Origin of the sequence: Sorangium sp. So ce145 (genome assembly GCF_051525985.1) — a bacterium.
GTDB lineage: Bacteria > Myxococcota_A > Polyangia > Polyangiales > Polyangiaceae > Sorangium > Sorangium cellulosum_B.
In genome coordinates this window covers 6,221,116-6,247,579 of record NZ_CP150315.1, presented here as the reverse complement: position 1 = coordinate 6,247,579, position 26,464 = coordinate 6,221,116, and the positions used below count along the sequence as shown (strand labels likewise).

Here is a 26,464-nt window from a genome sequence, read left to right as displayed (position 1 = left end):
CCCGAGGCTCCTAGCGACCTCCGTCTCCAACTCCCCCTCGCCCACGAGGATCTGCGCCGGGCGCTCCCGTGGCTCCACATGCCAGAACAACTCAAGACGGGCGCGGGCTTCCCCCAGCGGGGGAACGGTACCCGCTCCCAGCCGGTGACATCTCCTCTCGGGTCCAGAATAAGCCGTCTTCACACTCCTTCGATCAGAGCGCTTCTAAGACGGCGGCAGCGGGGGCGGTCCAGCCGACGATCGCGCCCTGGGCACGGACCATCTCCAGGGTCGCCGCCTTGAACTCGGGGAAATAGCTCTCGGTGGCGTCCTCGATCAACAGGCATTCGTAGCCGCGATCGTTCGCCTCGCGCATCGTGGTCTGGACGCAGACCTCGGTCGTCACGCCGGCGATGATCAGGTGCGAGACGCCGAGCGCCGCCAGCCTGGCGTCGAGGCCCGTCCGGTAGAAGGCGCCTTTTCCGGGCTTCGGTACGACGAGCTCCCCGGGCGCCGGCGCGAGCTCGGGCACGAAGTCGTTGCCAGGCTCGCCCAGCACCAGGATGCGGCCCATCGGCCCGACATCGCCGATCCGCATCCCAGGAGCACCCCGGCTCCGCTTCGCAGGGGGGCAGTCCGAGAGATCCTGCCTGTGACCCTCCTTCGTGTGAATGACGGGCAGGCCGTGGTCGCGGAACGCGTCGAGGACGCGCCGGACCGTCGGCACGATGCGCTGGAGCCGCTTGACGTCGTTGCCGAGCGCCGCGCCGAAGCCGCCGGGCTCGAGGAAGTCGCGCTGCATGTCGATGACCAGCAGCGCCACGGCGTCCCGATCGGCGACGCGGAAGGGGTACGGCCTCGCCGCGATCTCGAGGGGCCGCGCCGTCATCGGTGCCCCGCCATCGCGCGGCCGATCTCCGCGACGTCGGCCGAAGCGATCGGCGACTCGTGGACGATGCGGCCTTCGCTCATCACGAGGACACGGTCGGCCATGGCGAAGATCTCGTCGAGATCCGCGCTCACGAGGAGGACGGCGGTCCCGCTGTTGCGCGCCTTCAGGATGCGGGAGCGGATCTCCGCCACGGCCGCGAAATCGAGCCCGAAGCAGGGGTTTGCGGCGACGAGGAGCGCGATGTCCTCGTCCATGCCGAGCTCGCGCGCGAGGACGGCGCGCTGCACGTTGCCGCCGGAGAGCTTGCCTATCGGGGCGTCGACCGAGGGCGCCTTGATGGCGTACTCCGCGGCGAGGTGCTCGGCCGACCGCCTCAGCGCCGCCCGGCGCACGCCCCAGCGGAGCCTCGTGAAGGGCGGCCTGTCGAAGACGCGGAACCCGATGTTCTCGGCGACCGACATCGCGGGGACGCAGGCGTTGCGCAGCGGCTCCTCGGGCAGGCACCGCACCCGGTGCTGCTGGATCTGCGCGCGCCCGGCGCCGTACGGCTCGCCATGGACGAGCACGCTGCCACCCCGCGCGGCGCGCTGCCCGGCGAGCACCTCGACGAGCTCCTCCTGCCCGTTGCCGGAGACGCCGGCGATGCCGACGATCTCGCCGCGATGGACCGTGAGCGTCACGCCGTCGAGCGCCGGCCGCCCGCGATCGTCGCTCGCGGCGAGCCCCTCGATGCGCAGGATCGGCTCCCCGGCGGGCGCGTCGCCGCGCGCCGCGGAGACCTGCGCCGGCTGCGCGCCGACCATCATCTCGGCCATGGCCGCCGGCGTGAGGTCCTTGACCTTGCCACGGCCGGCGACCCGGCCGCGCCGCAGCACCGTGACCTCGTCGGCGAACGCCGTCACCTCGCGGAACTTGTGCGAGATCATGAGCACGCTGATCCGCTGCTCGTCGGCCATGCACCGGAGCATCCCGAGCACCTCGTCCGCCTCCCCGGGCGTGAGGACCGAGGTGGGCTCGTCGAGGATGACGATCCTGCTGCCGAGGTAGAGCTGCTTCAGGATCTCGAGCTTCTGCTTCTCGCCCGCCGCGAGCGCGCGGACGGTTCGCTCCGGATCGAGCCGGAAGGGCATGCGCTCCATGAACGCGCGGATCGCCTCCCGCTCCTTGCGCCAGTCGATCACGAGGGGGAGCGACGCGCGCGCGAGCACGAGGTTCTCGGCGACCGTCATGTTCATCACGAGGGTGAAGTGCTGGTAGACCATGCCGATCCCCAGCGCCTGCGCGTCGCGCGGGCTCCTGATGGACAGGGCCGCGTCGCCGACCCTCACCTCGCCGGCGTCGGCCTGGTGATAGCCCATGATGCACTTGACCAGCGTGCTCTTGCCGGCGCCGTTCTCGCCGAGGAGCGCGTGGAAGCTCCCGGGCGTGAGGCGCAGCGAGACGTCGTCGAGCGCGAGCAGCGGCCCGAACCGCTTCGTGATCCCCGCCGCGGAGAGCGCCGGCGGCGGCGTGGGGGGGCCGGGCTCCCGGGCGGCGGCGCGGGGCGGTCTCGCCGTGGGGCTCGTGAAGACGCGCGGGTCCATGGTCACGGGAGCGCCTCCAGCAGCGCGGCGGAGGTCGAGACCGCGCCGAACACGCCGTTCTGCATCTTGACCATCTTCAGCGCGGCGGCGTGGTTGCCAGGATCCGTGGCCGCGCAGCAGTCGGAGAGCAGCAGGCACTCGTACCCGCGGTCGTTCGCCTCGCGCATGGTGGTGTGCACGCAGACGTCCGTCGTGATCCCCGTGAGGATCAGGTTCTCGATGCGGCGCTGGCGGAGGATGAGATCGAGATCCGTCGCGCAGAACGAGCCCTTGCCCGGCTTGTCGATGATCGGCTCGCCGGGCAGGGGCGCGAGCTCCGGGATGATCTCCCACCCAGGCTCTCCGCGGACGAGCACGCGCCCGCACGGCCCGAGATCGCCGATGCCCACGCCCGTGCCGCGCCCGCCGTCGGTCCGGCGGGAGCGCCACCGCTTGTTCGCCGGGAGATCGGAGAGGTCCGGCCGGTGCCCCTCGCGCGTGTGCAGGACGTGATAGCCGCGGCGGCGCAGCTCCGCGAGCGCGCGCTGGATCGGCGCGATGCACGCCCGCGTCAGGGAGACGTCGTAGCCGAGCAGGTCGATGTACCCGCCCTTCCCGCAGAAGTCGGTCTGCATGTCGATGACGATCAGGGCCGTCGTCTCGGGGCGGAGCGCGCCGTTGTAAGGCCAGGCGTAGGGATCAGCGGCCACGTAGGGCATCGGTCGAGTCCTCCTGTCATTCAGCGTTTCGCTCGTCTCGTACGGTTCGCTCGTCTCGCGGGGCTCGCTCCTTTCGTTCGTTTCGTTCGTCTCGTACGGTGCACATGGTTCGTCCGGCGCGCGCCGCGTCGCGCGATCAACGCGCGAGCGTGAGCTCGGCGGGCTGATCGCGCAGGGTCTGGGTCGCGGAGCTCGCGGCGACCATGATGGCCAGCGTCACGATGTACGGCGCGGCGTTGAAGAGGTGGTATCCCCAGGTGATCCCCACGGACTGGAGCGCCGGCCCGAGGGCGCTCGCGCCGCCGAAGAGCAGCGAGGCGAAGAGGCAGCGCACCGGGTTCCAGCGCGCGAAGATGACCAGGGCGACGGCCATGAGCCCCTGTCCGCTCGAGAGCCCCTCGTTCCAGCTGCCAGGGTAAAAGAGCGAGAGGAACGAGCCGCCGACGCCGGCGAGGAAGCCGCCGGCCATGGTCGCGCGCCGCCGGACCAGGTTCACGTCGACCCCCATCGCGCGGGCGCTGTCGGCGCTCTCGCCCACGGTGCGGAGCACGAGCCCGAAGCGGGTGCGGTTCAGCGCCCAGAGCAGGAGCGGGGCGAGCGCGGCTCCGATGAGGAAGAGCGCGTTCACCTGGAGCGCGGAGCGGACCTGGGGGAGATCGCTGAAGAAGCCGAGCGATATCGCGGGCAGGCGGGGCGCCGTCGGCTGGATGAGTGGCTTGCCGAGGAAGAAGGCGAGGCCGACGCCGAAGAGCATGAGCGCTATGCCGACGGCGATGTCGTTGACGCGCGGCTTCGAGCACAGCCACGCGTGCAGCGCGCCGAGCGCGGCGCCGATGGCGCCGGCGGCGAGCACGCCGAGCCAGGCAGAGCCCGTGAGGAAAGAGACGCCATAACCTCCCATCGCGCCCATGACGAGCGTGCCCTCCAGGCCGAGGTTCACGCGGCCGCTCTTCTCGGTGAGGCACTCGCCGAGGCTCACGAAGAGGAATGGCGTGCTGATGCGGATGGCCCCGGCGGCGACCGCGAGGGGGATGCCCCAGAGACCGAGCGCAGCTGCGTCGTTCATCATGCCACCGAAGGCGCCGGAGCCGCCTGACGGACCTTGGGCTCGCGGGCGGCGAGGGAACGGCCGTAAAGCGTCTCGCTGGCGAGGATCGCGATGAACAGGATCCCCTGGAGCACGCTCACCGTCGCGTCGGGGAGCCGCGCCGTCCGCTGCAGCAGGCCGCCGCTCGCGCCGATGCCGCCGAGCAGGAGGGCGACCGGCATGATCGCGAGCGGGTTGTGGCGCGCGATGAACGCGACGAGGATGCCGGTGTAGCCATAACCGCTGATCAGCGACGCGTTGGCCCGGCCGTGGACCGCCGCGACCTCCACCATGCCGGCGAGCCCGGCGCACGCTCCGGCGAGCGCGCAGGTGACCACGACGAGGCGCTTGACCGGCAGTCCGGCGAGGAGCGCCGCGCGGACGTTGCCGCCGCTCATCGCCGCGCCGAAGCCGAACGTCGTCCGGTGCATCAGCACATAACAGAGCGCGCAGGCGAGCACCCCGTAGGCGAGGCCCCAGTGGACCTCGAGGCCGGGCAGGCTCCCGAGCGCGTTCTCGGCGCCGATGGAGGCGGTCGATGGCTTGTTGAGGCTCGCCGGGTCGCGCAGCGCGCCCTCGACGAGGTGGTTCAGGATCGCGATCCCGATGTAGTTGAGGAGGAGGCTGCTGATCGTCTCGCTCACGCCGCGGTAGACGCGCAGCGCGCCGGCGAGGCCGATCCAGAGCGCCCCGGCGGCGAGCCCGGAGACGAGCATCGCGGCGAGCACGGCGGCGGGCGGCGCGCCCCACGCCCGTGCGGCCAGCGCCGCCGACGCGGCCGAGAGCCCGCCCATGGCGAGCGCGCCCTCGCCGCCGATGACGATCAGGCCTAGGCGCGCCGGCAGCGCCGCGCAGAGCGCGGTCAGCATGAGCGGCGCGGCCCGAAGGAGGGTGTTCTGGAGCGAGAACCACGTGCCGAAGGCGCCGCGGACCATGTCGTGATAGACGCTCAAGGGGTTCACCCCCTGGGCGGCCACGAACGCGCCGAACACGAGGAGCGAGGCCGCGAGGGCCCCGAGGGGGATGGCGATCGCTTCGGTCGTCTCACGCCCGAGCAGCCCGTGCGAGATGACTTTCACGCTGCCGAGGATAAGGCCTCCATTATTTCCACACGTTTTCGGGAAGCTTGCTGATCGTGACAGGACGGACAGGGCGGGCGCCTCGCGCCCGGACGACCCGCTCCGGCCGGCGAGCGACGCGCCGTTGTCATGACGTGCGACACCCCGGGGGCTCACCGGGTCGACTGACGCTGTGGTGTGGTGGCCGAGCTGCGATGTGGCGATAACGCCGCGATGTGGTGGCCGCGGCGACCGCGAACGGTTCGCACAGCGCGGCGGTCTCCGCCTTGCACTCGCCGTCCGCAAACCCCTGACTGGAGGTAACGCTGTCATGCGGTTCGAACGATCGATTTTGTTCCTGCTCGGCGCTGGCGTCCTCATGGCGTCCCGCCCCGCGGTGTCGGCGGACCTGACCTGCTCGTCGAGCGCGACCCTGGAGGCGCTCGTGACGTGCATTCGCGATCAGATGCCCGGCAGGGACTCAGGGATCTTCGTCACCCCGACCTCGACGCAGCTGACCGCGTGGCGGAGCGTCGTTCGCACCATGATGGGCGGCAGCTGCAAGTTCGTGCTTCCGTCCAGCCTGTCGTCATCTACGCGGATCCGGCTCCTCCGCGACGCCAACAATGGACGAAGATACTGTGTGCTCATGGAGGTCGGCGATCGGAACAGCGATGGAACCGTCGATCTCGGGCTGGGCACGTTCATCGTGGATGCGGCCGCGGAGCGAGAGCTCGCTCATTCGGCGCCGCATGCGACCGCGGACCTCGAGACGGAGATCCAGGCCGTCAGCGTCTTCAAGGCGACGAGATCCCGCAGTTTCCTGATGGCCGGCGCTCACCGCGATGCGAGCTTCACCGACAGCGTTTGCCAGCGCTCGACCATGGTCTCGGACGTGGCCCACAACGTGACGAACGCGTTTCACGCGACCTACCTGGAGCTCGCGGCCTTTTATGGATCGAGGCCCTGGTGGGGCATCCAGTGGCATGGCATGGCGAGAGACACCTGCGCGGAGGACGTGTTCGCCTCGCACGGCATGGATGTCGCCCCCGTCTCGGGTGACAAGATACTGGAGCTCAAGCGCAACTTGCTGGCCGAGAGGCCCACCTGGCGGGTCGGCGTCCCCGGCAGCAGCGATTGTTCGCTGAACGCGACGACCAACGTTCAAGGGAGGCTCCTCAACTTCGTTTCGGCGAGCCAGGTCTGCGGTCGCGCCGCAACGAGCTACAGCGGACGCTTCGTGCACATCGAGCAAGATCCCGCCTTTCGCCTCGCTGACACCTGGATCAATGCGGTCAAGACGACCTGGCCATGAGCGCCGCTCCTCGGCCGCGCGCTGCGGAGCTGGCCTGGCAATGAAATGAGGAACGCATCGATCTCGTTCGCGCGATCATGTTGTGCGCGTCGTGCGCGTCGTGAAAGATGCCCTGGAGATTTCGCGTCGCGCTAAAGGCCGCCCGGGTGAACAGCGACGCGCGAAATCAGGTTTGCCTCTGAAACGACGGAATGTTTCAGCGGTAACGAAGTGAATGCATTGCCATTGGTACGGTGACGTGTGCGCACGATCCGCATATGCTCGCCGTCATGACATTGCCTCTTGTCCCACTACGCTCTCTGGGTGTCGTCGCCGCCGGTGCCGTCCTCGTCGTGGCGACAGCCGCCTCGTGCGGTGGAGGTGGCTCGAGCTCGTCCTCGTCGGATGGCGGAGCGGGGCCTGGCGGCGCCGGTGCCGGAACATCGACCGGAGCCGGTGCCGGAACAAGCCAGGGCCCTGCGAGCAGCTCGTCGTCAGGGGCGGGCACCGGCGGCGCTCCTCCCGCGGTCGGCTCCGGCGGCAGCGAAGGCGGCGGCCCGCCGGCGCACGCGCCGGGCGAGCCGATCTCCATCCCGGCTCAGGCGTGGAGCAGGGGTATCACGGACGGCGTCTACGAGGACGGCGCGCCCATCGGCGGCTTCGGGGCCGGGACGATCACCTGGCGGTTCGACGGCAGGTTCTACAAGGGTCGCCTCGATATCGGGAGCAATGACCAGAACGTCGACAACAGCGCAGGCTTCTTCATGTACCAGAAGGCCGAAGGGGGCGACGCGCAGACGAAGCGCCTCGACAAGGACGGCCTGGGCCAGGGGCAGGCGACGTACTCCTCGCTCTTTCCGCGCTCGTGGGTCGATTACCACGGGGCGGCATTCCCCTGCAAAGCGAAGGTCGAACAATACAGCCCCATCATCCCGGGCGACTACAAGAAGACCAGCTACCCGGTCGGCGTTTATCGGTGGGAGATCACGAATCCGACCGGAGCACCTTGCGACGTCGCCGTGATGCTGACCTGGAAGAACGATCACGGCGGCAATGGCGCCACGGTGCAGACCTCCGGCGACGACGTCGGCCTGGTCCTCACCCGAGGCGGAGGGGCGCCGAGCTCCGAGGGACAGGGCGAGTTCACGCTCGCCAGCCGGAACGCGCCGGGCGTGGTCGTCTCGTACCAGTCCGCCGACAGCGTCGCCGCCCTGCAGAGCGAGCTCGCCAACGACGGAGCGCTCGCCAACACGACGGGAGGGCACTCGCTCGGGGCGATCGCGTTCAAGGCCACGGTGGAGCCGGGGAAGAGCGTCATTGTGCCGATCGTGCTCGCGTGGGACATCCCGGTCACGCAGGCGGGCTCGGGCGACAGGTGGTACCGCGCGTACACGCGCCACTTCGGGCGGACGGGGAACGCCTCGTGGACGATCGCGGCGGAGGCGCTCGCCGAGCACGAGCCGTGGCTCTGGGCGATCCAGGACTGGCAGGCGAGCGTGCTCGACGACCCGAAGTACCCGGAGTGGCTCAAGGGCGCTCTGTTCAACGAGCTCTATTACTACGCCATCGCGGGCACGTACTGGGAGGCCGGGGCCGCGTCCGGCCAGCCGGACGACCCGGACGAGGACATGTTCACCAGCCTCGAGTCGTACATCTACCCGTTCTACGGGACGTCGGACGTGCGCTTTTATGGCTCATGGGCCCTGTTCTCGCTCTGGCCGGACATCGACAAGCAGGAGGTGCGGCAGTTCTGCGACAGCGTGACGACCACCCGCTCCGACAGGCCGCGCGCGATCGGGACCACCGCGCACGATTTCGGAGACAACGAGAGCGTCTTCCGCAAGTGGAACGCGTACACCTACCGCGACTCGACCAACTGGAAGGATCTCAACTCCAAGCTGGTCCTGATGGTCTATCGCGACTGGGCGCTCACCGGGAAGACCGACAAGGCGTTCCTCGATTACTGCTGGCCCGCCGTGAAGATGGCGATGCAGAAGGTGAAGGGCCAGGACGGCGACGGGGACGGGCTGCCGGAGAGCAACGGCATCGATCAGACCTACGACGACATGGATCTGCACGGCAACACCGCGTACTGCGGAGGCCTCTTCATTGCCGCCAGCGAGGCCGCGAAGGAGCTGGCGACCGCGGTCGGTGACGCCTCGCTCGCGAGCACCTACCAGACGTGGGTCGAGCAGTCCAAGGGCGGCTTCGAGTCGAAGCTCTGGACGGGATCGTATTACAAGATCGACACGGGGAGCCGGGACACGAACCGGATCATGTCGGACCAGCTCGCTGGCCAGTGGTACGCGCGCGCCCTCGGGCTGCCGCCGATCGTCGACCCGAGCCACGCCGCGTCGGCGTTCACCAAGATCTACGAGAACAACTTCAAGCGCTTCGACGGCGGGACCCGCGGCGTCGTCAACGTCATGACCGCCAATGGCTCGGTCGACGGGACGAGCAACCAGACGCGGGAGTGCTGGGTGGGCACGTCCTGGGGCGTGGTGGCCGGCATGATCCAGGAGGGGCTCGCCGCGCAGGCCGGCGAGATCGGCGCGAGCCTGGTCGACACGATCTGGAAGACCGACGGCCTGTGGTTCCGCACGCCGGAGGCATGGGAGGGCAACGGCAGCATCCGCGCGCCCTACTACATGCGCGCCACCACGCTGTGGGCGGCGAAGCACGCGTACGACATCGCGCCGTAGACCCGCGATATCGCCCTCGCGAACGCGGCGTTGCCCCCCCGACTCGCCGCCGCCCACAGAGCGGCGGCGGGCGCGGCCAGACTCCGGGCGCCCGCGCGTCACCGGCGCTCGTCGGGTGTGTCTCGTCTGCCACATCACCCGCCCCGATTCCGCCGCGGACTCGCCTCTTGCGCCCGCGGCATCCCCATTGCTGAGTCGCGGCCATGTCCGTCGCTCCGCGCCTCCGATCTGCGCCCGCCGTTCTCGCGGCCATCGCCCTCAGCCTGGCGTGCGTTCAGGGCGCGCGCGCCCCCAACGTCCCGCCTCGAGGGACGCTCGCGCCCGGCGCGCTCGACACGGGCGGAAAGGCCGAGGCAGGGCCGTTCGCGGTGGTGTTCGGCGCGCCCCGCGGGCAGACCACGAGCCCCGCCGAGATCAGCCTCGTCTTCAACCGGCCGATGCGATCGCTCGATCTCGCGGGCAGCGAGGCCGCGGCGCCCGCGGTCCTGAAGCCGTCCGCGCCCGGACGCTGGCGCTGGGTCGGCACGAGCGGCCTCACGTTCGTCCCCGAAGGCCGCCTGCCGCGCGGCACGGAGTTCACCGTCGAGGTCCCGGCGGGCACCCGCGCGCTCGACGGCAGCGCGCTCGCCGAGCCGTACTCCTTCACCTTCCGCACCGAGCTGCCCGCGGTCGCGCGCGTCGAGCCCTGGTCGGGCAAGGACGACCTCACGCCGGAGGCGCGGTTCGAGCTGCGGTTCAACCAGCCGGTCGACACCGCCGAGATCGCGCGGCGCGCGTCCCTCACGGTGGGCGGCCGAAGAGACAAGGTGGCGTTCGAGGTGCGGCGCCCCGACGCGAAGAACGAGATGCTCGCCGAGCTCGTCCCCCGCGCGCCGCTGCCGCGCGACAGCGAGATCGAGCTCGCCGTGGCCGAGGGCCTCCGTGGCCGCGAAGGGCCGCTGCCGGCCGGCGAGGAGCAGCGGTTCACGTACCGCACCTACGGGCCGCTCCGGGCGCTGCGCCCCCAGTGCGATCGCGACACGCCGCAGGGGCGCTGCGCGGCCGACGGCGGGTTCACGCTCGCCTTCTCGAACCCCGTGAAGTTCGCGGACGCGAAGCGGGCGATCTCGGTGGAGCCCGCCGTCAAGCTGCTGTGGCCGTCGTGGATCGAGGACGACGAGCCCACGAGCCATATCCCCCTCGGCGGCGCCTTCGCCCCGGGTCGCAGCTACCGGGTGCGCGTGGCCGCCGGGCTGCGCGACGTGCACGGGCAGGCGCTCGCCGGCGTCGTCACCGAGGAGATCGCCTTCGACGATCGCTGGCCCGAGGCGCAGATCGGCCTCGTCGGGAGCGTGTTCGAGCCGGCCCAGCGTCGCGAGATCCCGGTCGTGTCCGTGAACGTGCGCGAGCTCTCGCTCGCGGTCGGCGCGATGACCGAGGAGATGATCCTCGCGCTCCAGGGTGATCCGCACAGCCCGGGGCGCAGCCCGAAGATGGGCGAGATCGCGGCGCTGCCCTCCGGCAAGCAGACGGTCCTGCGCCCGGCCGCCGCGACCAACACGCCGGCGACGCACCTCGTGCGCGCCGCCGAGGTGCTGGGCGGCGAGGGCAAGCGCGGGCCGCTCGCGATCGGGATCAGCTACACCGCCCGGCCCGGGACGCGGCACGCGCGCACCACCTCCGAGGCGGTGATCGCGCAGGTGACCGACCTCGGGATCAGCGCGAAGGTCTCGCCGAGCGGCTCGCTCGTCTGGGTGACGCGCCTGTCGACGGGCGCGCCGGTGCCCGGGGCGCGCGTGTGGATCCGGGCCCCTGGCGCGCCCGCGCCCGCCGCGGTGTCCACCGACGCCGAGGGGTTCGCGGTGGTCCCCGCGACGGCGCACGGTCCGGAGACCGCGACGACGCTCGGGCGCAGCGTGGTCTTCGCGCGCGCGGGCGACGACTGGACGTACCGGAGCGTCGCCGACTCGCTCAACGGGTGGCGCTTCGGCGCGGCGTCGGACTTCAGCGAGGCGCGCCCGTTCGGGATGATGTTCTCCGATCGCGGCATCTACCGGCCGGGCGACACGGTGCGCGTGAAGGGGATCTTCCGCGAGGAGGGCGCGCGCGGGGCGACGACGCCGGCCGGCAAGAGCGTCGCGCTCAAGGTCGAGGGGCCCGACGGCGAGGCGCTCGTCTCGCTCTCCCCGACGCTCGGCGCCTTCGGCACGTTCTCGGCCGACGTGAAGATCCCCGAGAGCGCGCGGCTCGGCACGTACAGCCTCGCCGCCACGGTCCAGGGCGGCGAGGCGGGGTGGCCGGACGTGATGGGCAGCGTCGAGGTCGCCGAGTACCGCCCCGCCGAGTTCAAGGTCGGCGTCGAGAGCGACAGGCCGAGCTACGTCCGCGGCGACAAGGCGCGCTGGACCGCGCGCGGCGATTACCTGTTCGGGGCGCCGATGACGAACGCGGAGGCATCGCTCTCCGTGACGCGCGCGCCGGTGTCGTTCTCGCCGCCGGGGATCGAGGGGTTCACGGTCCGCGAGGACGAGCTCACCGACGCGCTGCGGGACCAGGCGCCGCGCGGGTTCGAGGTGCAGAGCGCGCGCGAGAAGCTCGACGCGGCCGGGCAGGCGGCGATCGGCGCGGCGCTCTCGATGCCCGGGCAGCGCGGCACCGAGCTCGTCACGTGCGAGGCGTCGGTCACCGACGTGTCGCGGCAGACGATCGCCGGGAGCTCGACGGCGCTCGTGCACCCGGCCGAGTTCTACGTCGCCCTCAAGGAGCCCGAGCTCTTCGCGAAGGCGGGCGACGTGCTGCGGCCGGAGATCCTCGCGGTCGATCCGAAGGGCGCGCGCGTCGCGCAGGTCGCGGTCCGGGTCGAGCTCGTGCACCGGACGTGGACGCTCGCGCGGGAGGAGAGCGGCAGCGCGTACCGCAGCGTGAGCGCGCCGGTCGACAAGGTCGTCGCGCGGTGCGGCGTCACGACGGCGGCGGCGCCGCGGAGCTGCGAGCTCACGGTCCCGTCGGGGGGCTATTACCTCCTGCACGCGACGGCCAGGGACCGCCGCGGCAACCCCGTCGGCGCCGCCGCCGGGGTCTACGCGCTCGGCGAGGGCGGCGGGGGCTTCGGCGACAGCGACGAGCTCAAGGTCGACCTCGTTCCCGACCGCGACAGCTACGAGATCGGCCAGACGGCGCGCATCATCGTGAAGTCGCCGTTCGCCTCCGCCGACGCGCTGGTCACGGTCGAGCGCGCCGGGATCTCCACGCACCGGAAGGTGACGCTGTCGGGCGCCATGCCCGTGATCGACGTCCCGATCACGGAGGACCTCCGGCCGAACGCCTTCGTCTCGGTGCTGCTCCTGCGCGGGCGGACGAAGCCGCAGCCCGCGCCGGGGAAGGGCGGGGCGCCTGGGCCCGACGTCGGGGCGCCGGCGTTCCGCCTCGGCTACGCGCCGCTCCGCGTGAACCCGGAGGCGCAGCGGCTCGCGGTGCGCGTCCGCGCCGACAAGGCGGACGCGCGCCCCGGCGATCCGATCCGCGTGGACGTCGACGTCCGCGACCGCGCCGGCCAGCCCGCCCGCGCGGAGGTCACGCTCTACGCCGTGGACGAGGGCGTGCTGTCGCTGACGGGGTACACGACGCCCGATCCGATCCCCGTGTTCGGCGCGCCGCGCCCCTTGAAGGTGGCGACGATCGAGACGCGCGAGGCGCTCGCCCGCGTGCGCAACCCGTTCGCCGACCTCGGCGCCGACAAGGGGCGCGCGGGCGGCGGCGGCGCCGAGGGCGGCACGGGCGTGCGCCGCGATTTTCGCCAGAGCGCCTACTACAACCCCGCGCTCGTCACCGACGCCTCCGGGCAGGTGCACGCGAGCTTCAAGCTGCCGGACTCGCTCACGACGTACCGGGTCATGGCGGTCGTGGCCGCCGAGGACGATCGCTTCGGCTACGGCGAGTCCCGGGTGACGACGAGCCGCCCGCTCATGGCCCGGCCCGCGCTGCCGCGCTTCCTCCGCGCCGGCGACGCGATCGACGCGGGGGTGGTCGTGACCTCGAAGGGGCTCGCGAAGCCGGCGACGGTCGAGGTGGAGGTCACCGCGTCGGGGCTGACGCTCGCGGGCAGCGCCAAGCGCGCGATCGAGCTCGCGCCGGGCGGGTCGGCCGAGGTCCGCTTCGCGCTGTCGGCGACGCGGGCCGGCCCCGCGACGCTGCGCTTCCGCGCGACCGGCGGCGGCGCGTCGGACGTGGTCGAGGTGAACCGCGAGATCAAGGCGCCCATGGCGCCGGAGGCCGTCGCGCTCTACGGCGACACCACCACGGCGAGCGCCGAGCGGCTCGGGGACCTGTCGGCGATCCGCGACGACACGGGCGGGCTCACGGTGAGCCTTGCGCCGACCGCGCTCGTGGGCCTCGGCGGCGGCGTTGAGCAGCTCCTCGAGTACCCGTACGGCTGCACCGAGCAGCTGACGAGCCGGATGGTCCCGCTCCTGTCGCTGCGCGACCTCGCGAAGGCCTACGGGATCGCGCTGCCGAAGGACCTCACGGCCGTCATCGGCAAGACGATCCGGGAGATCCTCTCGCACCAGCGCGGGGACGGGGGCTTCGGCTTCTTCGCCGAGTCGGACCGCGCGGACCTGTGGACCACGGCGTACGCGCTGTGGGGCCTCACCGAGGCCAGGCGCTACGGGGTCGCGGTGCCGCCCGACGCGGTGGAGCGCGCGACGTCGTACCTGCGCCAGGAGCTCAACCGGATCGGCGCCGACCCGCTCCTCCGGGCGACGGCGCCGTTCCTCGTCGACGTCCTCGCGGCGAGCGGCGCCCCCGATCCCGGGCGCGCGAGCCAGCTGTTCGACGAGCGCGACAAGCTGCCGCTCTTCTCGAAGGCGCTCCTCGCGCACGCGATGGTGATCGGCAAGAGCGACAGGGCGTCCGTGGATCAGCTCGTCCGCGAGCTCGAGGGCGCGCTGCGCCTCGACGGGCCCGTCGCGCGGGCCGTCCACAACCACGGCGACGCGTACGCGGTCCTCATGGACTCCGAGGCCCGCACCTCGGCGCTCGTGCTGCGCGCGCTGCTCGCGGCGCGGCCGGCGCACCCGCTCGCGCCGCGGCTCGCGGCGGGGCTGCTCGCGGATCGCCGCGGCGGCACGTGGCGCAGCACGCAGGAGACGGCCTGGGCGCTGCTCGCGCTCGATCAGTACCGGAAGGCGCAGGAGAAGGCGGCGCCGGACTTCGACGCGCGGGTGTTCCTGGGGCAGGCGGAGCTGTTCTCCGCGCCGTTCCACGGCCCCACGACGGAGCAGGTCAAGACGTCGATCCCCGCGGCGAGGCTCGCGAGCGCCGGGGGCGCGCCGCTCGCGTTCTCGGTCGACGGGCGCGGCCGCCTGTTCTACGAGGCGCGGCTCCGCTACGCGCGCAAGCAGCTCCCGACGGAGGCGCTCGACCGGGGCTTCTTCGTCGAGAAGTCGCTCCGCGCGCTCGCGCCCGAGGACCTCGCCGCCGTGGTCGGCGGCGCGTCCACGTCGAGCGAGCGCGCGGCCCCGCCGTCGGTCGCGTTTGCCGGCGGCGATCTCGTGCTCGGCGAGATCGTCGTGGTGACGCCCTCTCCGCGCGACTTCGTGGTCATCGACGATCCGCTGCCGGCCGGCCTCGAGGCGGTCGACGCGCGGCTCGCGACGTCCGCGCGCTCGCTCGACATCGACGCGGCCGAGGCCCAGGCCGAGGCGGACGACGCCGACGCCGATCAGGACGACCTCCGCGCGACCGGCCGCGTCTACGAGCCGAGCCGCTTCGTCCGCGAGATCCGCGACGATCGCGTCCTCTTCTTCGTCGACCACATGGCCGCCGGGATGTACCGGTACCGGTACCTCGCGCGCGCCACGACGCTCGGCTCGTTCGTGGTCCCGCCCGCGCGCGCGGAGGAGATGTACAGCCCCGAGGTCTTCGGCCGGACGGGCGCCGTCACGGTCCAGGTCGGGAGCCGAGGGCCGGACGCGGCGCCGCGTCCGCGCTGAGCCGTGCGCGCGCACTCCCAGGAAGGGCCCGGCCGCGCAGGGCGGTGGTTTGCGCGCCTCGGCCCGCGCGCGCGGCGGATCCTCCGCCGCGCGGCGCAGATCGCGCTCGCCCTCGCCGTCGCGCCGTGGCTCCTGCTCGCCACCCTCGCGGCGCTCACCCCGCTCCCGCCGGAGCTCGGGGCGCCCGAGGACCACGCCGTGTCCACGGTCCTGCTCGATCGCCACGGCACGGTGCTCCGCGAGCTCCGCGCTGGAGACGGCGCGCGCGCGCGCTGGCTTCCGCTCTCCGAGGCCGGCGATCGCATCCAGCGCGCGCTCCTGGCCGCGGAGGACAAGCGGTTCGTGCGCCACCCCGGCGTCGATCCGATCGCGATCGCGCGCGCCGTCGGCCAGCTCGCGGCGGAGCGGCGCGTCGTCTCGGGCGGGTCCACGATCACGCAGCAGCTCGCGCGCACGCTCGTCCCGCGCCCCCGCACCGCGCGCGGCAAGCTCGGCGAGGCGGCGCTCGCGCTGCGCATCGAGGCGTCGCTCTCGAAGCGCGAGATCCTCGAGCAGTACCTGAACCGCGTCGCGTTCGGCCCGGGCCTGCGCGGGGTCGAGGCGGCGAGCCGCTTCTACTTCGACAAGCCCACGCGCGACCTGTCGCTCGCGGAGGCCGCCGCGCTCGCCAGCATGCCGCGCGGCCCGGCGCTCTACGATCCGCGCCGCGGCACCGGGCCGCTCGAGCGCCGCAGGAACCGCGTCCTCGATCGCATGCTCGCGGCCGGCCTCGCCGGCGAGGCCGAGGTGGCCCGCGCCCGCGCGGAGCCCATCGCGCTCGCCCCCAAGGGGGGCGGCCTCGGCGCGCCGCACCTCGTCCGCGCCGTGCTCGGCGGCGCGCTGGGCCCGGGCGCGGGCCTTCCCGCCGGGGGCCCCGACGCCGCGTCGCGGATCGTAGAGCGCCGGGCGACCTCGATCACGCTGACGATCGACCGCGGCCTTCAGCGCGAGATCGAGGTCCTCGCGCAGCAGACCGTCCGCGGCCTCTCGGATCGCGACGTCGGCGCGGCGGCGGTGGTGGTGATCGAGAACGCGACCGGCGAGATCCTCGCGTACGTCGGCTCGCACGACATCGACGACGCCGCCGGGCTCGGCCACAACGACGGCGTCCTCGCGCTGCGCCAGCCCGGCTCTGCGCTGAAGCCGTTCGTCTACGAGCTCGCCATGGAGCAGCTCGGGTTCACCGCCGCGACCGTCCTTCCCGACGTCGAGCTCTCGTTCCCGACGGCGAACGGCAACTACGCGCCGCGGAACTACGACGGCCGCTTCCACGGCCCCGTCCGCCTGCGGGACGCGCTCGCCAACTCGTACAACGTCCCTGCGGTCTGGGCGGCGGCCGCGCTCGGCCCCGAGCGCGTCCTCGCGCGGCTCCGGGAGCTCGGCCTCCGCTCGCTCGATCGCGAGCCGTCGCGCTACGGCGTCGCCATCGCGCTCGGCGACGGCGAGGTCCGCCTTGTCGACCTCGCGAACGCTTACGCCACGCTCGCGCGGGGAGGCCTTTACCTGCCGGTGCGCGCGGTGCGCTCGTTCGCCCCCTCGTCGTCTCCGTCGCCCTCCTCGCCGGCGGCCTCTTCCGCGTCGCCCGCGTCCAGCGGTAGCGGCGCGCCCGCCGAGCCGCCCGCGGCGCCTCCCGAGCGCGGCGCGCGCGTCCTCGACGCCGCGCGCGCCCGGGTGATCGTCGACATCCTCGCCGACGACCGGGCGCGGCTCGCGTCGTTCGGCGAGGGCAACGCGCTCGATCTGCCGTTCCCCGTGGCCGCGAAGACGGGCACGTCCAAGGGCTTCCGCGACAACATCGCGGTCGGCTTCACGCCCGACGTCACCGTCGCCGTCTGGGTCGGCAACTTCGATGGCTCGCCCATGGGCGGCGTCAGCGGCATCACCGGCGCGGGCCCGCTGTTCCGCGACGCCATGCTCGCCGCCGCGCGCGTCCGGCCGCCGCGCCCCTTCGATCCGCCCGATCCCGAGCAGCTCGCCGAGGTCGAGGTCTGCGCCCTGTCCGGCATGAGGCCGACCGCCGCGTGCCCGCACCGCCGCCACGAGCTCCTCCCGCGCGGCGACGTCGCGGCGCTCTCGCCCTGCGACATGCACGAGACCGTGCGCATCGATCGCCGCAACGGCCTGCGCGCCGGGGCCTGCCCCGACGCGGCGGTCGAGGAGCGCGTCGTCGAGCGCTACGACGCGGAGCTCACCGCGTGGGCGCGCGCCGCCGGCCGCCCCCTCGCGCCCGATGCGGCGTCGCCCCTCTGCGGCGCGCTCGCCGGGCTCGACGGCGCGCCCGGCGCTCCGCCAGCCGGCGCCGGCGCGCGCGTCCGCGTCGCGTACCCGCCCGACGGCGCCCGGTTCGTCCTCGACCCCTCGATCAACTCGCTGCAGGCGATCCGGCTGCGCGCCGACGTCCCTCCGGGCGTGCCCCGCGTGCGCTTCGTGCTCGACGGGCGCTCCATCGAGGTCGGCCCGCCGTTCGCGCTCGACTGGCCGCTCGTCGCCGGCGCGCACCGGCTCCGCGTCGACGCGGACGGAGCGGCCGCCAGCGAGGAGATCGCGTTCTCGGTGGAGTGAGCGTCGGGCGAGGCGACATCCCGCCTCCTCGCCCGCCGGCTCCGATGAAGTCACCCGCGCTGCAGTCGCTGGCGGCGCGGCGCGCCGCCCGCGGGCCACATCACCCGAAGAGGGGCAGGTCTTCTTCCTCGGAGAGCGGGAATCGCTCCACGAGCGGATCGTCCGCGATCCCCGCCAGCTTGCGCAGCGCCTTGTGGATGTGCCCCGGCTTGAGCCGGACGCCGCCCTCCTTGGGCGCGAGCGTGACCGGATCGACGTCGAGCGGGTTGTGCCGGTCGTCCGTCGCGCCGATCACCCGGTTCCCCGCGATGCCTGCGCCGGCCAGGATCATGCTGGTGATGTTCCAGTGGTCCTTGCCGTTGCCCTCGTTGTAGCCCGGAGTCCGCCCGAAGTCCGAGCCCACGACGAGGACGATCCGGTCCGCGATGCCCTGCTCCTCCGCGGCGGTCAGGATGAAGTCGATCCCGTCGCAGATCTGGTCGAGCCGCGGGATGTGGTTGTCGTCGTGGTTGCCGTGCGTGTCGAACCCGCCCACCGACAGGTTGGCGCTCACGCAGATGCCGGCGCGGTATGCCGCGAGCGCGACCTGCGCTTGCCGCCGCAGCGAGGCGTTCTCGAACTCCGCGGGCAGGTACTGGATGAGCTGCTTGAGCTCGTTCTGCCCGACGCGCGACGTGAAGAGCGTGCTCATCGCCTGCTTGACGTGGGGCAGCCGCTGCTGCTCGAGCTTCGCGGCGTGCCGCGCCTGCCGCGCCTCCAGGATCCGCGTCATCGTGGCGTCGGTGTGGTACTGCTCGCGGTTCTCTTCGTTCCCCGGATCGATCCTGTTCGGATAGGCGAGCCGCTGCAGGAGGCCGGTGTCGGGGATGCGGGTGACGGCGACGACGTTCGCCGTCGTGTCGTAGCCGCCGTTGCTGATGAACCCCATCGGCAGCGCGCCGCCGTGGACGCCGGCCACGAGCGCCGCGAAGGCGGGTTTGCCCTCGCGGAGCGTGCCGCACCACGTGTTGCGGACGCCGGCGTCGTGGCTGTTCGTCCCGGTGTCGATGCCGTTGATGACGAGCAGCTTGCTGTAGTGCTTCTTGAAGAACGCGTCGTTGCCGCCGACCGGCGCGTACTTGAGATTGCCGGCGGTCCCGATCGCCTCGCGCAGGTAGCTGCGGTTCATCGCTTCCCGCGTCTTCTGCTCCTCGGCGCTCATCGCGCCCTTGGGATCGCAGAGGCTCGTCGGGTCCCAGCCGCCGCTCGCGTGGATGTGGACCCAGAGCGGGCCCGCGTAGGGGCCGGCCGCGGCGGCGTCCCTCGACAGCACGCCCGCTGCGACGACGCCGAGGCCCGCCATAGATGCCAGTTTGAGGAAATCTCGACGTTCCATGGCTGCTCCTACTGGTAAAGAAACCTGAAGTCCGAAAGGAGATAGGTCATGACGCTCATCCACGCGCGGACCGTGTAGTTCTCGTCGCGCGTGAGCTTCTCGTCGTCGGGGAGCCCCTCTCGAGTCCAGTAGTCGTTGTGCACCTGGCAGGGGCCGGGCAGCGACCTCGAGAGCCGGCCCTCCTCGCCCTCCGGCTTCGCCATGCCCGCCTTGCCCTCCTCCCACGTCTCGAGGAAGACCTTGTATGTCCGCTCGATCTCGGGATCGCCGAGCTCGAGCGACTCGCCCAGCACCCGCTTGTGCAGGTACTGGATGTTCTGCTTGATCCCCTCGACGGCCGGCAGCACGTCGAAATCGTTCGTGTCCCGCGGCTCGAACGTCGTCTCGACGTACGGGAAGAGGAGCCGCTCCTCCTGCGGGAGGTAGAGGTCGCGCGGCACCGCGATGCACGCCATCTCGTTCGCCATCCGGTCGGCGATGTTGGCCATGATCCCGTTCGGCTCCGTGATCCGCTGGATCACGTCCTGCGAGTCGATGCCGCCGTACAGCATGCGGTAGGCGTCGCGCCGGAGCAGGAAGTCGTAGCGATTGCCGTCGTCCTCGAACGCCCGCGGGCGCCACGGATACCCCATCACCGCCCAGATCTTCCGGTGCAGCTGCTCGGGCCCGAGGAACCGCGTGCCGCCGAGCTGCGTGAGCGCCTCCCCCCGAGACGCCTGCGCCACGTTGCGCGCCCGGAAATAGGGGCTCTTGACGATGGCCTTGACGACCGTCTTCAGGTTGTAACCGCCGTCGGCGAAGTCGTGCGCCATCGTGTTGAACGCGTGGTACTGGGCGAGGTACGCCCGGAACTTGGCGTTGAACTCCGGATCGTCGTTGGTCGGCGCGGCGAGCGGCTGTTGCCCGGTGAGGCCGGTGTACATCGTATAGACGGCCGAGAGCGCGAAGCGGGGGTCGTCGGCGACGCGCTTCGCCACCCACGAGAGCGCGGTCGGGAACTCGCTGAACGGCACCGACTCGGCGCCGAAGCCCGGCGGCCGCATGTCCTCGTACCAGGTGTCGTCCTCCTCGTACCGGCCCGCGGAGTCGAAGCTGTGGAACCCGCCCGACAGCGGGTCCAGGGCGGCGTGGCAGACGGTGCACGCCGCGTTGTTCATCGTCGGGTTGAAGTCGGTGATCTTCGTCTGATCGAGCGGCTGCTCGGCCGTCTTCAGGATGTCGGTGCCGAGGAAGAACTGATAGACCATCCTCGCGCGGTGGCGGTTCCTGTTGGTGTTCGTCGTCGGGTGCCTGGACAGGAAGACGGGGGAGGTGAGCACGCCGGCGAGCGGGATCGGATCGCGCTTCGCCGGGACGAACTCGTCTGGATCCGCGTCGTTCTTGAACTCGGCCGTCACGCCGTACGCCCTCGCGGAGAAGGGGCTCACGACCGTGTAGTCGGCGGTGAGGACCTCCTTGAAGGACCTGTCGTTCCGCACGATGTAAGCGATGAGCTCGAGCGGCTCCCTCCCGACGGCCCGGTTCGTCCAGCTCTTCAGCTTGTTGGCGACGTCCTCCAGGTCCCGCGCGCCGTATTTCGCGACCAGCGCCGGATCCTGCGGGAGGCTGTTGTACCACTTCGGATCGTACGCGTCGCTCCGCAGCAGATCGACGGCCTCTTCGCCGTTCAGGTAACGGTCGGTGAGGAAGAGATCGTTGTAGATCTCCTTCAGCCGCACATAGAACGTCTCCTCCGTGAGCATCTGGTCCAGGATCGGATCCAGCGCGTCCATGCCGCTCTCTGCGACGGCCTCCTCTTCGGCCTCTGTCGGCAGGCGCCCGGCGAGCTCGAGGCTCGCCGTGCGGAGCGTCTCCTCGGGCCCGCTCATCACCACGCCGGCGAAGGAGGCGTTGACGTCCGTCTCGCAGGACGACGGCTCCTTCGTGCGCTCCACCATCGCCCGGAGCGCCTCGACCTCGGCGCTGTCCGAGGCGAGGACCTGGCCGCCGCCGTGCTCGATGGCCTTCGTCGGCTTGAGCAGGACGTACGACTCGCCGCCGAGCTCGAGCCCGGCGAGCGACTTGAACGTCGCGAGGTTCTTGTCGAGGAACCCCGCCTCGCTGCTCCCGGCGAGGATCAGCTTGGACTCCGCCGCCTGCCCCTGAGGGTTATGGCAGCCGATGCACTTCGTCGAGAGGATGGGGACCCACACCTTCTCGGCGAAGAATTGCTCGTCGGAGATGCACGGGCCGTCGGCCTCGCTGCTGCAACCGGCGGACACGGACGCGAGCGCGCTCGCGCCCGCGGAGAGCCCCAGGAGCCCCAGGGCCGTCGCGGCGCGCTTCCGGAGTAACCATCCTATTCTCGGCATAAGCATCCTCGCCGGGAGCGCTCGCGCGACTCCCACGTTGAGGGGACCGGGAGAGCGGAGCCCCGAATCGCGTTGAAAGAACACACACCGACAGCCCCTATCGCGGGGCGCATCCACCCCGCGATGGCCGGGTCCTCGTTCATCGACCATCGACACCCGATGAGGCGAGCGGGACGAGCGCCCGCTTCATCGCTTGCGTAGACCACGTACTCTAACCTCTCGGGGGCCTCTCCCGCTATGCGCTCAGCACATTGCTTGATCAGAATTTCTCTTTGTTACCTCTAGTGGTTGTGAAGTTTTTCGACGGGAGGCTGCGGCTCCTCCGGAAGCTACGTACCCGGTGCGCCCAGGTGGGTGCTCCCACCCGTGGGCGCGCGAGGCGTGCGTGGATGTGGTCAAGACCAGGGAAATCGAATAACCGTTGGATATGAGCTCGACGAGGGATGCGACCCGCGCTCGCGCGGTTCAGTGGTTTGTTCGCGGCGGCACGCTGCGGTCGGCGGGCCGGGATCCCGTCAAGATCGGCATCGCGCCGATCGTGGTGGGGCGCGATCCGAGCTGCGGTGTGGTGGTCGACGATCCGGAGGTCAGCTCGACGCACTGCGATCTTCGCGCGGAGGGCCCGGGCGTGCTCGTCCGCGATCTCGGCAGCAAGAATGGGACGTTCGTGTCGACGGTCCGCATCCGCGAGGCGATCTTGACGGCCGCGTGCGCCATCCAGGTCGGCGGCTCGGTGCTGAGCTTCGAGCCGCTCGACAAGGAGCGCGTCGACGTCGGGTTCGACGAGAGCTTCGGCCCGCTGATCGGCGCCTCGCCGCGGATGCGCCACCTGTTCCGCCTGCTGCGCGAGGTGGCCTCGACGGAGCTCTCGCTGCTGATCACCGGGGAGACGGGCACGGGCAAGGAGCTCGCGGCGCAGGCCATCCATGACGTCTCGAGCCGGCGCGGCGGCCCGTTCGTCGTCGTCGACTGCGCCTCGTTGCCGGGCGCGCTCGCCGAGAGCTTCCTCTTCGGGCACGAGCGCGGCGCCTTCCCCGGGGCGAACGAGCGGAGGAGCGGCGCCTTCCACGAGGCGAACGGCGGGACGATCTTCCTCGACGAGCTGGGCGAGCTGCCGCCCGATCTCCAGCCGAAGCTGCTGCGCGCGCTCACCGAGCAGAAGGTGAAGCGCGTCGGGTCACGGATCTACGAGCCCGTCGACGTGCGGATCATCGCGGCGACGCGCCGCGACCTCGGCCGCAGCATGAACACCGGGCGCTTCCGGAGCGATCTCTTCTTCCGGATCGCCCAGATGCGCATCGAGCTGCCGCCGCTCCGCGAGCGGCGGGAGGACATCCCGCTGCTCGTCGAGCGCGTCTGCGAGCGCCTGGGGTGCCCCGAGCGCGCCGTGGAGATGGTCAATCTCATCACCACGACGCTCGGCCAGCACGATTTCCCTGGCAACGTCCGCGAGCTCATGAACGTCACCAGCGTGGCCGCGAGCCTGCCGCCTGGGGCCGAGGCGATCGCCTCGATCCTGCCGCTCGAGGGCGGCGGCGACGTGGTCGTGCCGACGTCGGCGTTCGGCGAGGCGAAGCGGAGCGCCGTCGCGGCGTTCGAGCAGCGTTACTTCAGCGAGCTGATCCGCGCGACGGGCGGCAACGTCAGCGAGATGGCGCGCCGCGCGGGCATGGAGCGCCACCACGTGCGGATGTTCCTGAGGAAGCACGGGCTCACCGCGAAGCAGTGAGGGCGCGGAGCGGCGAGGGCGCGGAGCGGCGAGGGCGCCGAGCGTGTCCTAGGCGCCGCCCGCGCCGCCGTTGCCGGTCGGATCGCCGCCCGCGCCGCCGCTGCCGGCGGGGTCGCCGCCCGCGCCGCCGTTGCCGGTCGGGTCGCCGCCCGCGCCGCCGCTGCCGGCGGGGTCGCCGCCCGCGCCGCTGCTCGTCGTGGCCGCGGCCGTGCTCGTGGCCGGGTCCCCGCCGCAGCGCTCCACGCCGCGGCAATCCGCGCAGGAGCACCCCTCGAAGTACTCCGCGCACGAGCCGTTGTCCGTGCAGTGATCCGTGCACCGCGGGGTGCTCGTGCAGTCGGGGCAGGTGCAATCCTCGTTGGCGTTGCACCCCTCGTTGTCGTTGCACCCGCGCCTCGGGCTGCAGGCCGCGACGGTGCCCGCGCAGTCCTGGCAGGTGCAATCCTCGCCGTCGGGGGCGTCTGGCCGCATGTCGCAGGCGCCGTCGTCGTTGCAGCGACCGAGGCAGCTCGCCGTGTCGGAGCAGTCCGGGCAGCTGCAGCTCTCGGGGACCTGGGCGAGGATCGTACACCGCCCATCCGGGCTGCCGCCGAAGCAGCCGAAGCCGAGCGAGCCGCCGGCGCCGGCGACCGTGGCCGCCGTTGCCGTCGAGGTCGTGTCGGTCGCTTCATTGCTCGAGCAGCCGCCGCTCGCGGCGAGCCCGAAGACGATGGAGGAGGCGAGGAGTGCAAGAAAGGCGCGCATGTCTGGCAGCATCCCTCTCCAGCGCGCGTCACGTCAACACCGCACGTCGCGCTGCGCCAGGGAGGCGCTCAGCGGAATGCCACGCTCCTGTCCGCCGTCTTCGCGCGGACGGCCGCGCGCTCGCGCACGAGGAACTCGCGCACCGCGGCGTCCAGGCGTGGATGCGCGATGTGGTGCGCGCTGTGGGTGACGCTCGGTGCGAAGCCGCGAACGAGCTTGTGCGACCCTCCCGCGCCCGGCTCGAAGCGGCGCAGTCCCCGGGCGATGCAGTCCTCGACCGGGTGATAATAGCAGACGTTGAAATGCAGGAACGGGCGCTCCTCCGACGCGCCCCAGTAACGGCCGTAGAGCGTCGTGGGCCCGGCGAGGTTGAGCGCGCCCGCGATGGGGCGTTTGCCTTCCCGCGCGAGGACGATCTCGACGCCTCCCTGGGCCCCGCCGCCGCGCAGCCGGGCCGCGATCTCCTCGAAGAAGGCGCGGTTCAGGTACTGCCGGCCCCAGGCGAACTTCTCCACGGTGGAGACGTAGAAGCCGAACATGGCATCGACGATCTCCGGCGTGATCTCCGCGCCGCGCAGCGTGGCGATAGACAGCCCCTGCCTCGTGGACTCGCGCATTTCCCGCCGGATCTGGTGCCGCCGCTTCGCGTTGAAGCGCGCGAGGAAGTCGTCGAGCGTTTGATACCCCTCGTTCTCGAACTGGAACTGGACGCCGCAGCGGTGCGCCATGGCGGCATCGGAGAGGGCGGCGGCCTCGTCCTCGGTCGGGAACAGGACGTGGGCGCTCGAGATGCGGCTCCGCGCGACCAGCTTGCGGAGCGTCTCGGCGAGGACGGGCAGCAGCGCCGGGCGGTCCTCCGGCCGCCGCACGAGCAGCCGCGGCGTCGTCGCGGGGGTGAACGGCACCGCGACGACGAGCTTCGGGTAGTACGGCGCGCCGATCTGGTGGGACGCGGAGGCCCAGCCGTGGTCGAAGACGAACTCTCCCTCGCTGTTGTCCTTGAGGTAGGCGGGCGCCGCGGCGAGCAGCGCCCCCTCGGCCCGGAGCGTGATGTGGTGGGGCAGCCAGCCCGCCGCCTCGCCCACGCACCCCGTCCGCTCGAGCGCGTCGAACCACGCCCAGGTGAGGAACGGCGCCTCGCTCACCCCGTCGAGCGCGTTCCACTCGCTCTCCGGGATGTCGCGGATGGTGTCGTGGACGTGCGCTTCAAGCTCCATGGCCGATCCTAGCAGCGCGCGTCGCGCCGCCTGGCCGGCTCACGAGGTCCTGGATCGACCGCGCGCCGGAGCGGGCCACGAGGTCCGAGAGCCCGCGCGCGATCTCCGCGGGGAGGAGGGGGCCGCCGTAGATGAAGCCTGTATAGATCTGCACGAGGTCGGCGCCCGCCTGGAGCTGGTCCATCGCGTGCTCCGCCGACTCGATGCCCCCGGCGCCGATCACCGTGACGTTGCTCCCGAGGCGCGCGCGGATGCGCCGCACCATCGCGAGCGAGCGCTGCCGGAGGGGCGGGCCGCTCAGCCCGCCCGCGCCCATCGCCTCGACGTCCGCCGGGCTCGTCGCGAGCCCGTCGCGCCGCACGGTCGTGTTGGTCGCGATGACGCCGGCGAGGCCGACCTCCTCGACCACGGCGAGCAGCGCCTCGAGCTCCTCGTCGCCGAGGTCCGGGGCGACCTTGATGAGCAGCGGCAGCGGCGCCCCGGCGGCGCGGTTCTCCCGCGCGATCGCGGAGAGCAGCGCCCGCGCGATCGCCGGGCCCTGCATCGCGCGGAGGTCCTTCGTGTTCGGCGACGACACGTTGATCACGACGAAGTCGGCCGCGCGCCGCGCCTCCCGGAAGCTCGCGAGGTAGTCGTCGATCGCGGGCTCGATGGGATCGAGCGGCGCGACCCTGGACTTGCCGATCGAGATGCCGACCGGCACGCCGACGGCCGCCGTACCGCCGCGGCCGAGCAGGCGCTCCGTGACGCGGGCCGCGCCCTGGTTCGGGAACCCGAGCCGGTTGATGAGCGCCCGGTCGGCCGGCAGCCGGAAGAGGTTCGGCGGCGGGTTCGCGGCCTGGGGCTGCGCCGTGACGGTGCCGAGCTCGACGAAGCCGAACCCGAGGGCGGCGAGCGCGCGGGCCCGGCGGGCGTCCTTGTCGAAGCCGCCCGCCACGCCGAGCGGGGAAGGGAAGTCGAGCCCCATGGTGCGCACGGCGATGCGCCCATCCCGGGGCGCGAGGCGGGCGTGCACGAGGGCGCGGAGCGGCGCCGCGTGCTCGATGGGGGCGAGCGCGAGCATGCCGAGCTCGTGCGCGAGGCTGGGCGGCAGCGCGAAGAGGAGCGGTCGGACGAGGCGGTACATCGGGGCGCGTCTCCGTTGCGGGTTGCGGCGCGCGGCGTCGGAGGAGGTCCTGCGAG

15 protein-coding genes are annotated in these 26,464 nt (G+C 72.0%); 5 read left to right on the top strand and 10 right to left on the bottom strand.

Going from position 1 to position 26,464, the window contains the following annotated elements; translation table 11 throughout:
- Positions 1 to 193 precede the first annotated feature (193 nt).
- The 5 genes from WMF34_RS22815 to WMF34_RS22795 form a co-directional block, all read right to left on the bottom strand.
- Complete coding sequence (locus WMF34_RS22815; protein WP_437994537.1) at positions 194 to 868, bottom strand: cysteine hydrolase family protein; 675 nt, start codon at positions 866 to 868, stop codon at positions 194 to 196.
- Positions 865 to 2,454 (bottom strand): ABC transporter ATP-binding protein, encoded by a 1,590-nt coding sequence (locus tag WMF34_RS22810; protein WP_437994661.1) that lies wholly within the window; start codon positions 2,452 to 2,454, stop codon positions 865 to 867. The genes WMF34_RS22815 and WMF34_RS22810 overlap by 4 nt, the downstream gene beginning before the upstream one ends.
- A gap of 2 nt (positions 2,455 to 2,456) precedes the next feature.
- Positions 2,457 to 3,152, bottom strand: a complete 696-nt coding sequence (gene biuH, locus WMF34_RS22805) for a biuret amidohydrolase (RefSeq protein ID WP_437994536.1) — start codon at positions 3,150 to 3,152, stop codon at positions 2,457 to 2,459.
- Between the two features lie 136 nt (positions 3,153 to 3,288).
- Complete coding sequence (locus tag WMF34_RS22800; RefSeq protein WP_012237045.1) at positions 3,289 to 4,218, bottom strand: ABC transporter permease; 930 nt, start codon at positions 4,216 to 4,218, stop codon at positions 3,289 to 3,291.
- The gene (locus WMF34_RS22795) at positions 4,218 to 5,318 is read right to left on the bottom strand and encodes an ABC transporter permease (protein ID WP_012237044.1); all 1,101 of its coding nucleotides are present in this window, start codon (positions 5,316 to 5,318) and stop codon (positions 4,218 to 4,220) included. Before WMF34_RS22795 ends, WMF34_RS22800 begins: the two co-directional genes overlap by 1 nt.
- A gap of 310 nt (positions 5,319 to 5,628) precedes the next feature.
- On the opposite strand from WMF34_RS22795, the gene WMF34_RS22790 reads away from it, so the two are divergent.
- The 4 genes from WMF34_RS22790 to pbpC all read left to right on the top strand — a co-directional run bounded on the left by WMF34_RS22790 (position 5,629) and on the right by pbpC (position 17,866).
- The gene (locus WMF34_RS22790) at positions 5,629 to 6,612 is read left to right on the top strand and encodes a hypothetical protein (RefSeq protein ID WP_437994535.1); all 984 of its coding nucleotides are present in this window, start codon (positions 5,629 to 5,631) and stop codon (positions 6,610 to 6,612) included.
- A 269-nt stretch (positions 6,613 to 6,881) separates the two neighbouring features.
- The gene (locus WMF34_RS22785; protein WP_162144006.1) at positions 6,882 to 9,293 is read left to right on the top strand and encodes a non-lysosomal glucosylceramidase; all 2,412 of its coding nucleotides are present in this window, start codon (positions 6,882 to 6,884) and stop codon (positions 9,291 to 9,293) included.
- Positions 9,294 to 9,496: 203 nt separating this feature from the next.
- Positions 9,497 to 15,265 carry an MG2 domain-containing protein gene (locus tag WMF34_RS22780; protein ID WP_437994534.1) on the top strand — a complete coding sequence of 1,923 codons (5,769 nt, stop codon included), beginning with the start codon at positions 9,497 to 9,499 and terminating at the stop codon, positions 15,263 to 15,265.
- 3 nt (positions 15,266 to 15,268) lie between these two features.
- The gene (gene pbpC, locus WMF34_RS22775) at positions 15,269 to 17,866 is read left to right on the top strand and encodes a penicillin-binding protein 1C (RefSeq protein WP_437994533.1); all 2,598 of its coding nucleotides are present in this window, start codon (positions 15,269 to 15,271) and stop codon (positions 17,864 to 17,866) included.
- 100 nt (positions 17,867 to 17,966) lie between these two features.
- On the opposite strand, the gene WMF34_RS22770 is transcribed toward pbpC, so the two are convergent.
- Both WMF34_RS22770 and WMF34_RS22765 read right to left on the bottom strand, forming a co-directional pair.
- Entirely contained in the window at positions 17,967 to 19,241 is a 1,275-nt protein-coding gene (locus WMF34_RS22770) for a DUF1501 domain-containing protein (protein ID WP_012237039.1), read from the bottom strand.
- Between the two features lie 8 nt (positions 19,242 to 19,249).
- A complete protein-coding gene (locus WMF34_RS22765; RefSeq protein ID WP_437994532.1) occupies positions 19,250 to 21,502 on the bottom strand; it encodes a DUF1588 domain-containing protein in 2,253 nt (750 codons plus the stop codon).
- A 517-nt stretch (positions 21,503 to 22,019) separates the two neighbouring features.
- On the opposite strand from WMF34_RS22765, the gene WMF34_RS22760 reads away from it, so the two are divergent.
- Positions 22,020 to 23,321 carry a sigma 54-interacting transcriptional regulator gene (locus WMF34_RS22760; RefSeq protein ID WP_012237037.1) on the top strand — a complete coding sequence of 434 codons (1,302 nt, stop codon included), beginning with the start codon at positions 22,020 to 22,022 and terminating at the stop codon, positions 23,319 to 23,321.
- Between the two features lie 48 nt (positions 23,322 to 23,369).
- On the opposite strand, the gene WMF34_RS22755 is transcribed toward WMF34_RS22760, so the two are convergent.
- The 3 genes from WMF34_RS22755 to WMF34_RS22745 form a co-directional block, all read right to left on the bottom strand.
- Complete coding sequence (locus WMF34_RS22755) at positions 23,370 to 24,065, bottom strand: hypothetical protein (RefSeq protein ID WP_012237036.1); 696 nt, start codon at positions 24,063 to 24,065, stop codon at positions 23,370 to 23,372.
- Between the two features lie 68 nt (positions 24,066 to 24,133).
- Positions 24,134 to 25,282 carry a GNAT family N-acetyltransferase gene (locus tag WMF34_RS22750; RefSeq protein ID WP_012237035.1) on the bottom strand — a complete coding sequence of 383 codons (1,149 nt, stop codon included), beginning with the start codon at positions 25,280 to 25,282 and terminating at the stop codon, positions 24,134 to 24,136.
- Complete coding sequence (locus tag WMF34_RS22745; RefSeq protein ID WP_044965511.1) at positions 25,272 to 26,408, bottom strand: quinone-dependent dihydroorotate dehydrogenase; 1,137 nt, start codon at positions 26,406 to 26,408, stop codon at positions 25,272 to 25,274. The genes WMF34_RS22750 and WMF34_RS22745 overlap by 11 nt, the downstream gene beginning before the upstream one ends.
- Positions 26,409 to 26,464: the final 56 nt, after the last annotated feature.

Bases quoted from the DNA above. Each gene is read 5' to 3' on its own strand.
- WMF34_RS22750 (WP_012237035.1), bottom strand. From the start codon at position 25,282: ATGGAGCTTGAAGCGCACGTCCACGACACCATCCGCGACATCCCGGAG.
- WMF34_RS22770 (WP_012237039.1), bottom strand. From the start codon at position 19,241: ATGGAACGTCGAGATTTCCTCAAACTGGCATCTATGGCGGGCCTCGGC.
- WMF34_RS22790 (WP_437994535.1), top strand. From the start codon at position 5,629: ATGCGGTTCGAACGATCGATTTTGTTCCTGCTCGGCGCTGGCGTCCTC.
- biuH (WP_437994536.1), bottom strand. From the start codon at position 3,152: ATGCCCTACGTGGCCGCTGATCCCTACGCCTGGCCTTACAACGGCGCG.
- WMF34_RS22760 (WP_012237037.1), top strand. From the start codon at position 22,020: ATGAGCTCGACGAGGGATGCGACCCGCGCTCGCGCGGTTCAGTGGTTT.
- WMF34_RS22815 (WP_437994537.1), bottom strand. From the start codon at position 868: ATGACGGCGCGGCCCCTCGAGATCGCGGCGAGGCCGTACCCCTTCCGC.
- WMF34_RS22800 (WP_012237045.1), bottom strand. From the start codon at position 4,218: ATGAACGACGCAGCTGCGCTCGGTCTCTGGGGCATCCCCCTCGCGGTC.
- WMF34_RS22780 (WP_437994534.1), top strand. From the start codon at position 9,497: ATGTCCGTCGCTCCGCGCCTCCGATCTGCGCCCGCCGTTCTCGCGGCC.
- WMF34_RS22745 (WP_044965511.1), bottom strand. From the start codon at position 26,408: ATGTACCGCCTCGTCCGACCGCTCCTCTTCGCGCTGCCGCCCAGCCTC.
- WMF34_RS22755 (WP_012237036.1), bottom strand. From the start codon at position 24,065: ATGCGCGCCTTTCTTGCACTCCTCGCCTCCTCCATCGTCTTCGGGCTC.
- WMF34_RS22810 (WP_437994661.1), bottom strand. From the start codon at position 2,454: ATGGACCCGCGCGTCTTCACGAGCCCCACGGCGAGACCGCCCCGCGCC.
- WMF34_RS22785 (WP_162144006.1), top strand. From the start codon at position 6,882: ATGACATTGCCTCTTGTCCCACTACGCTCTCTGGGTGTCGTCGCCGCC.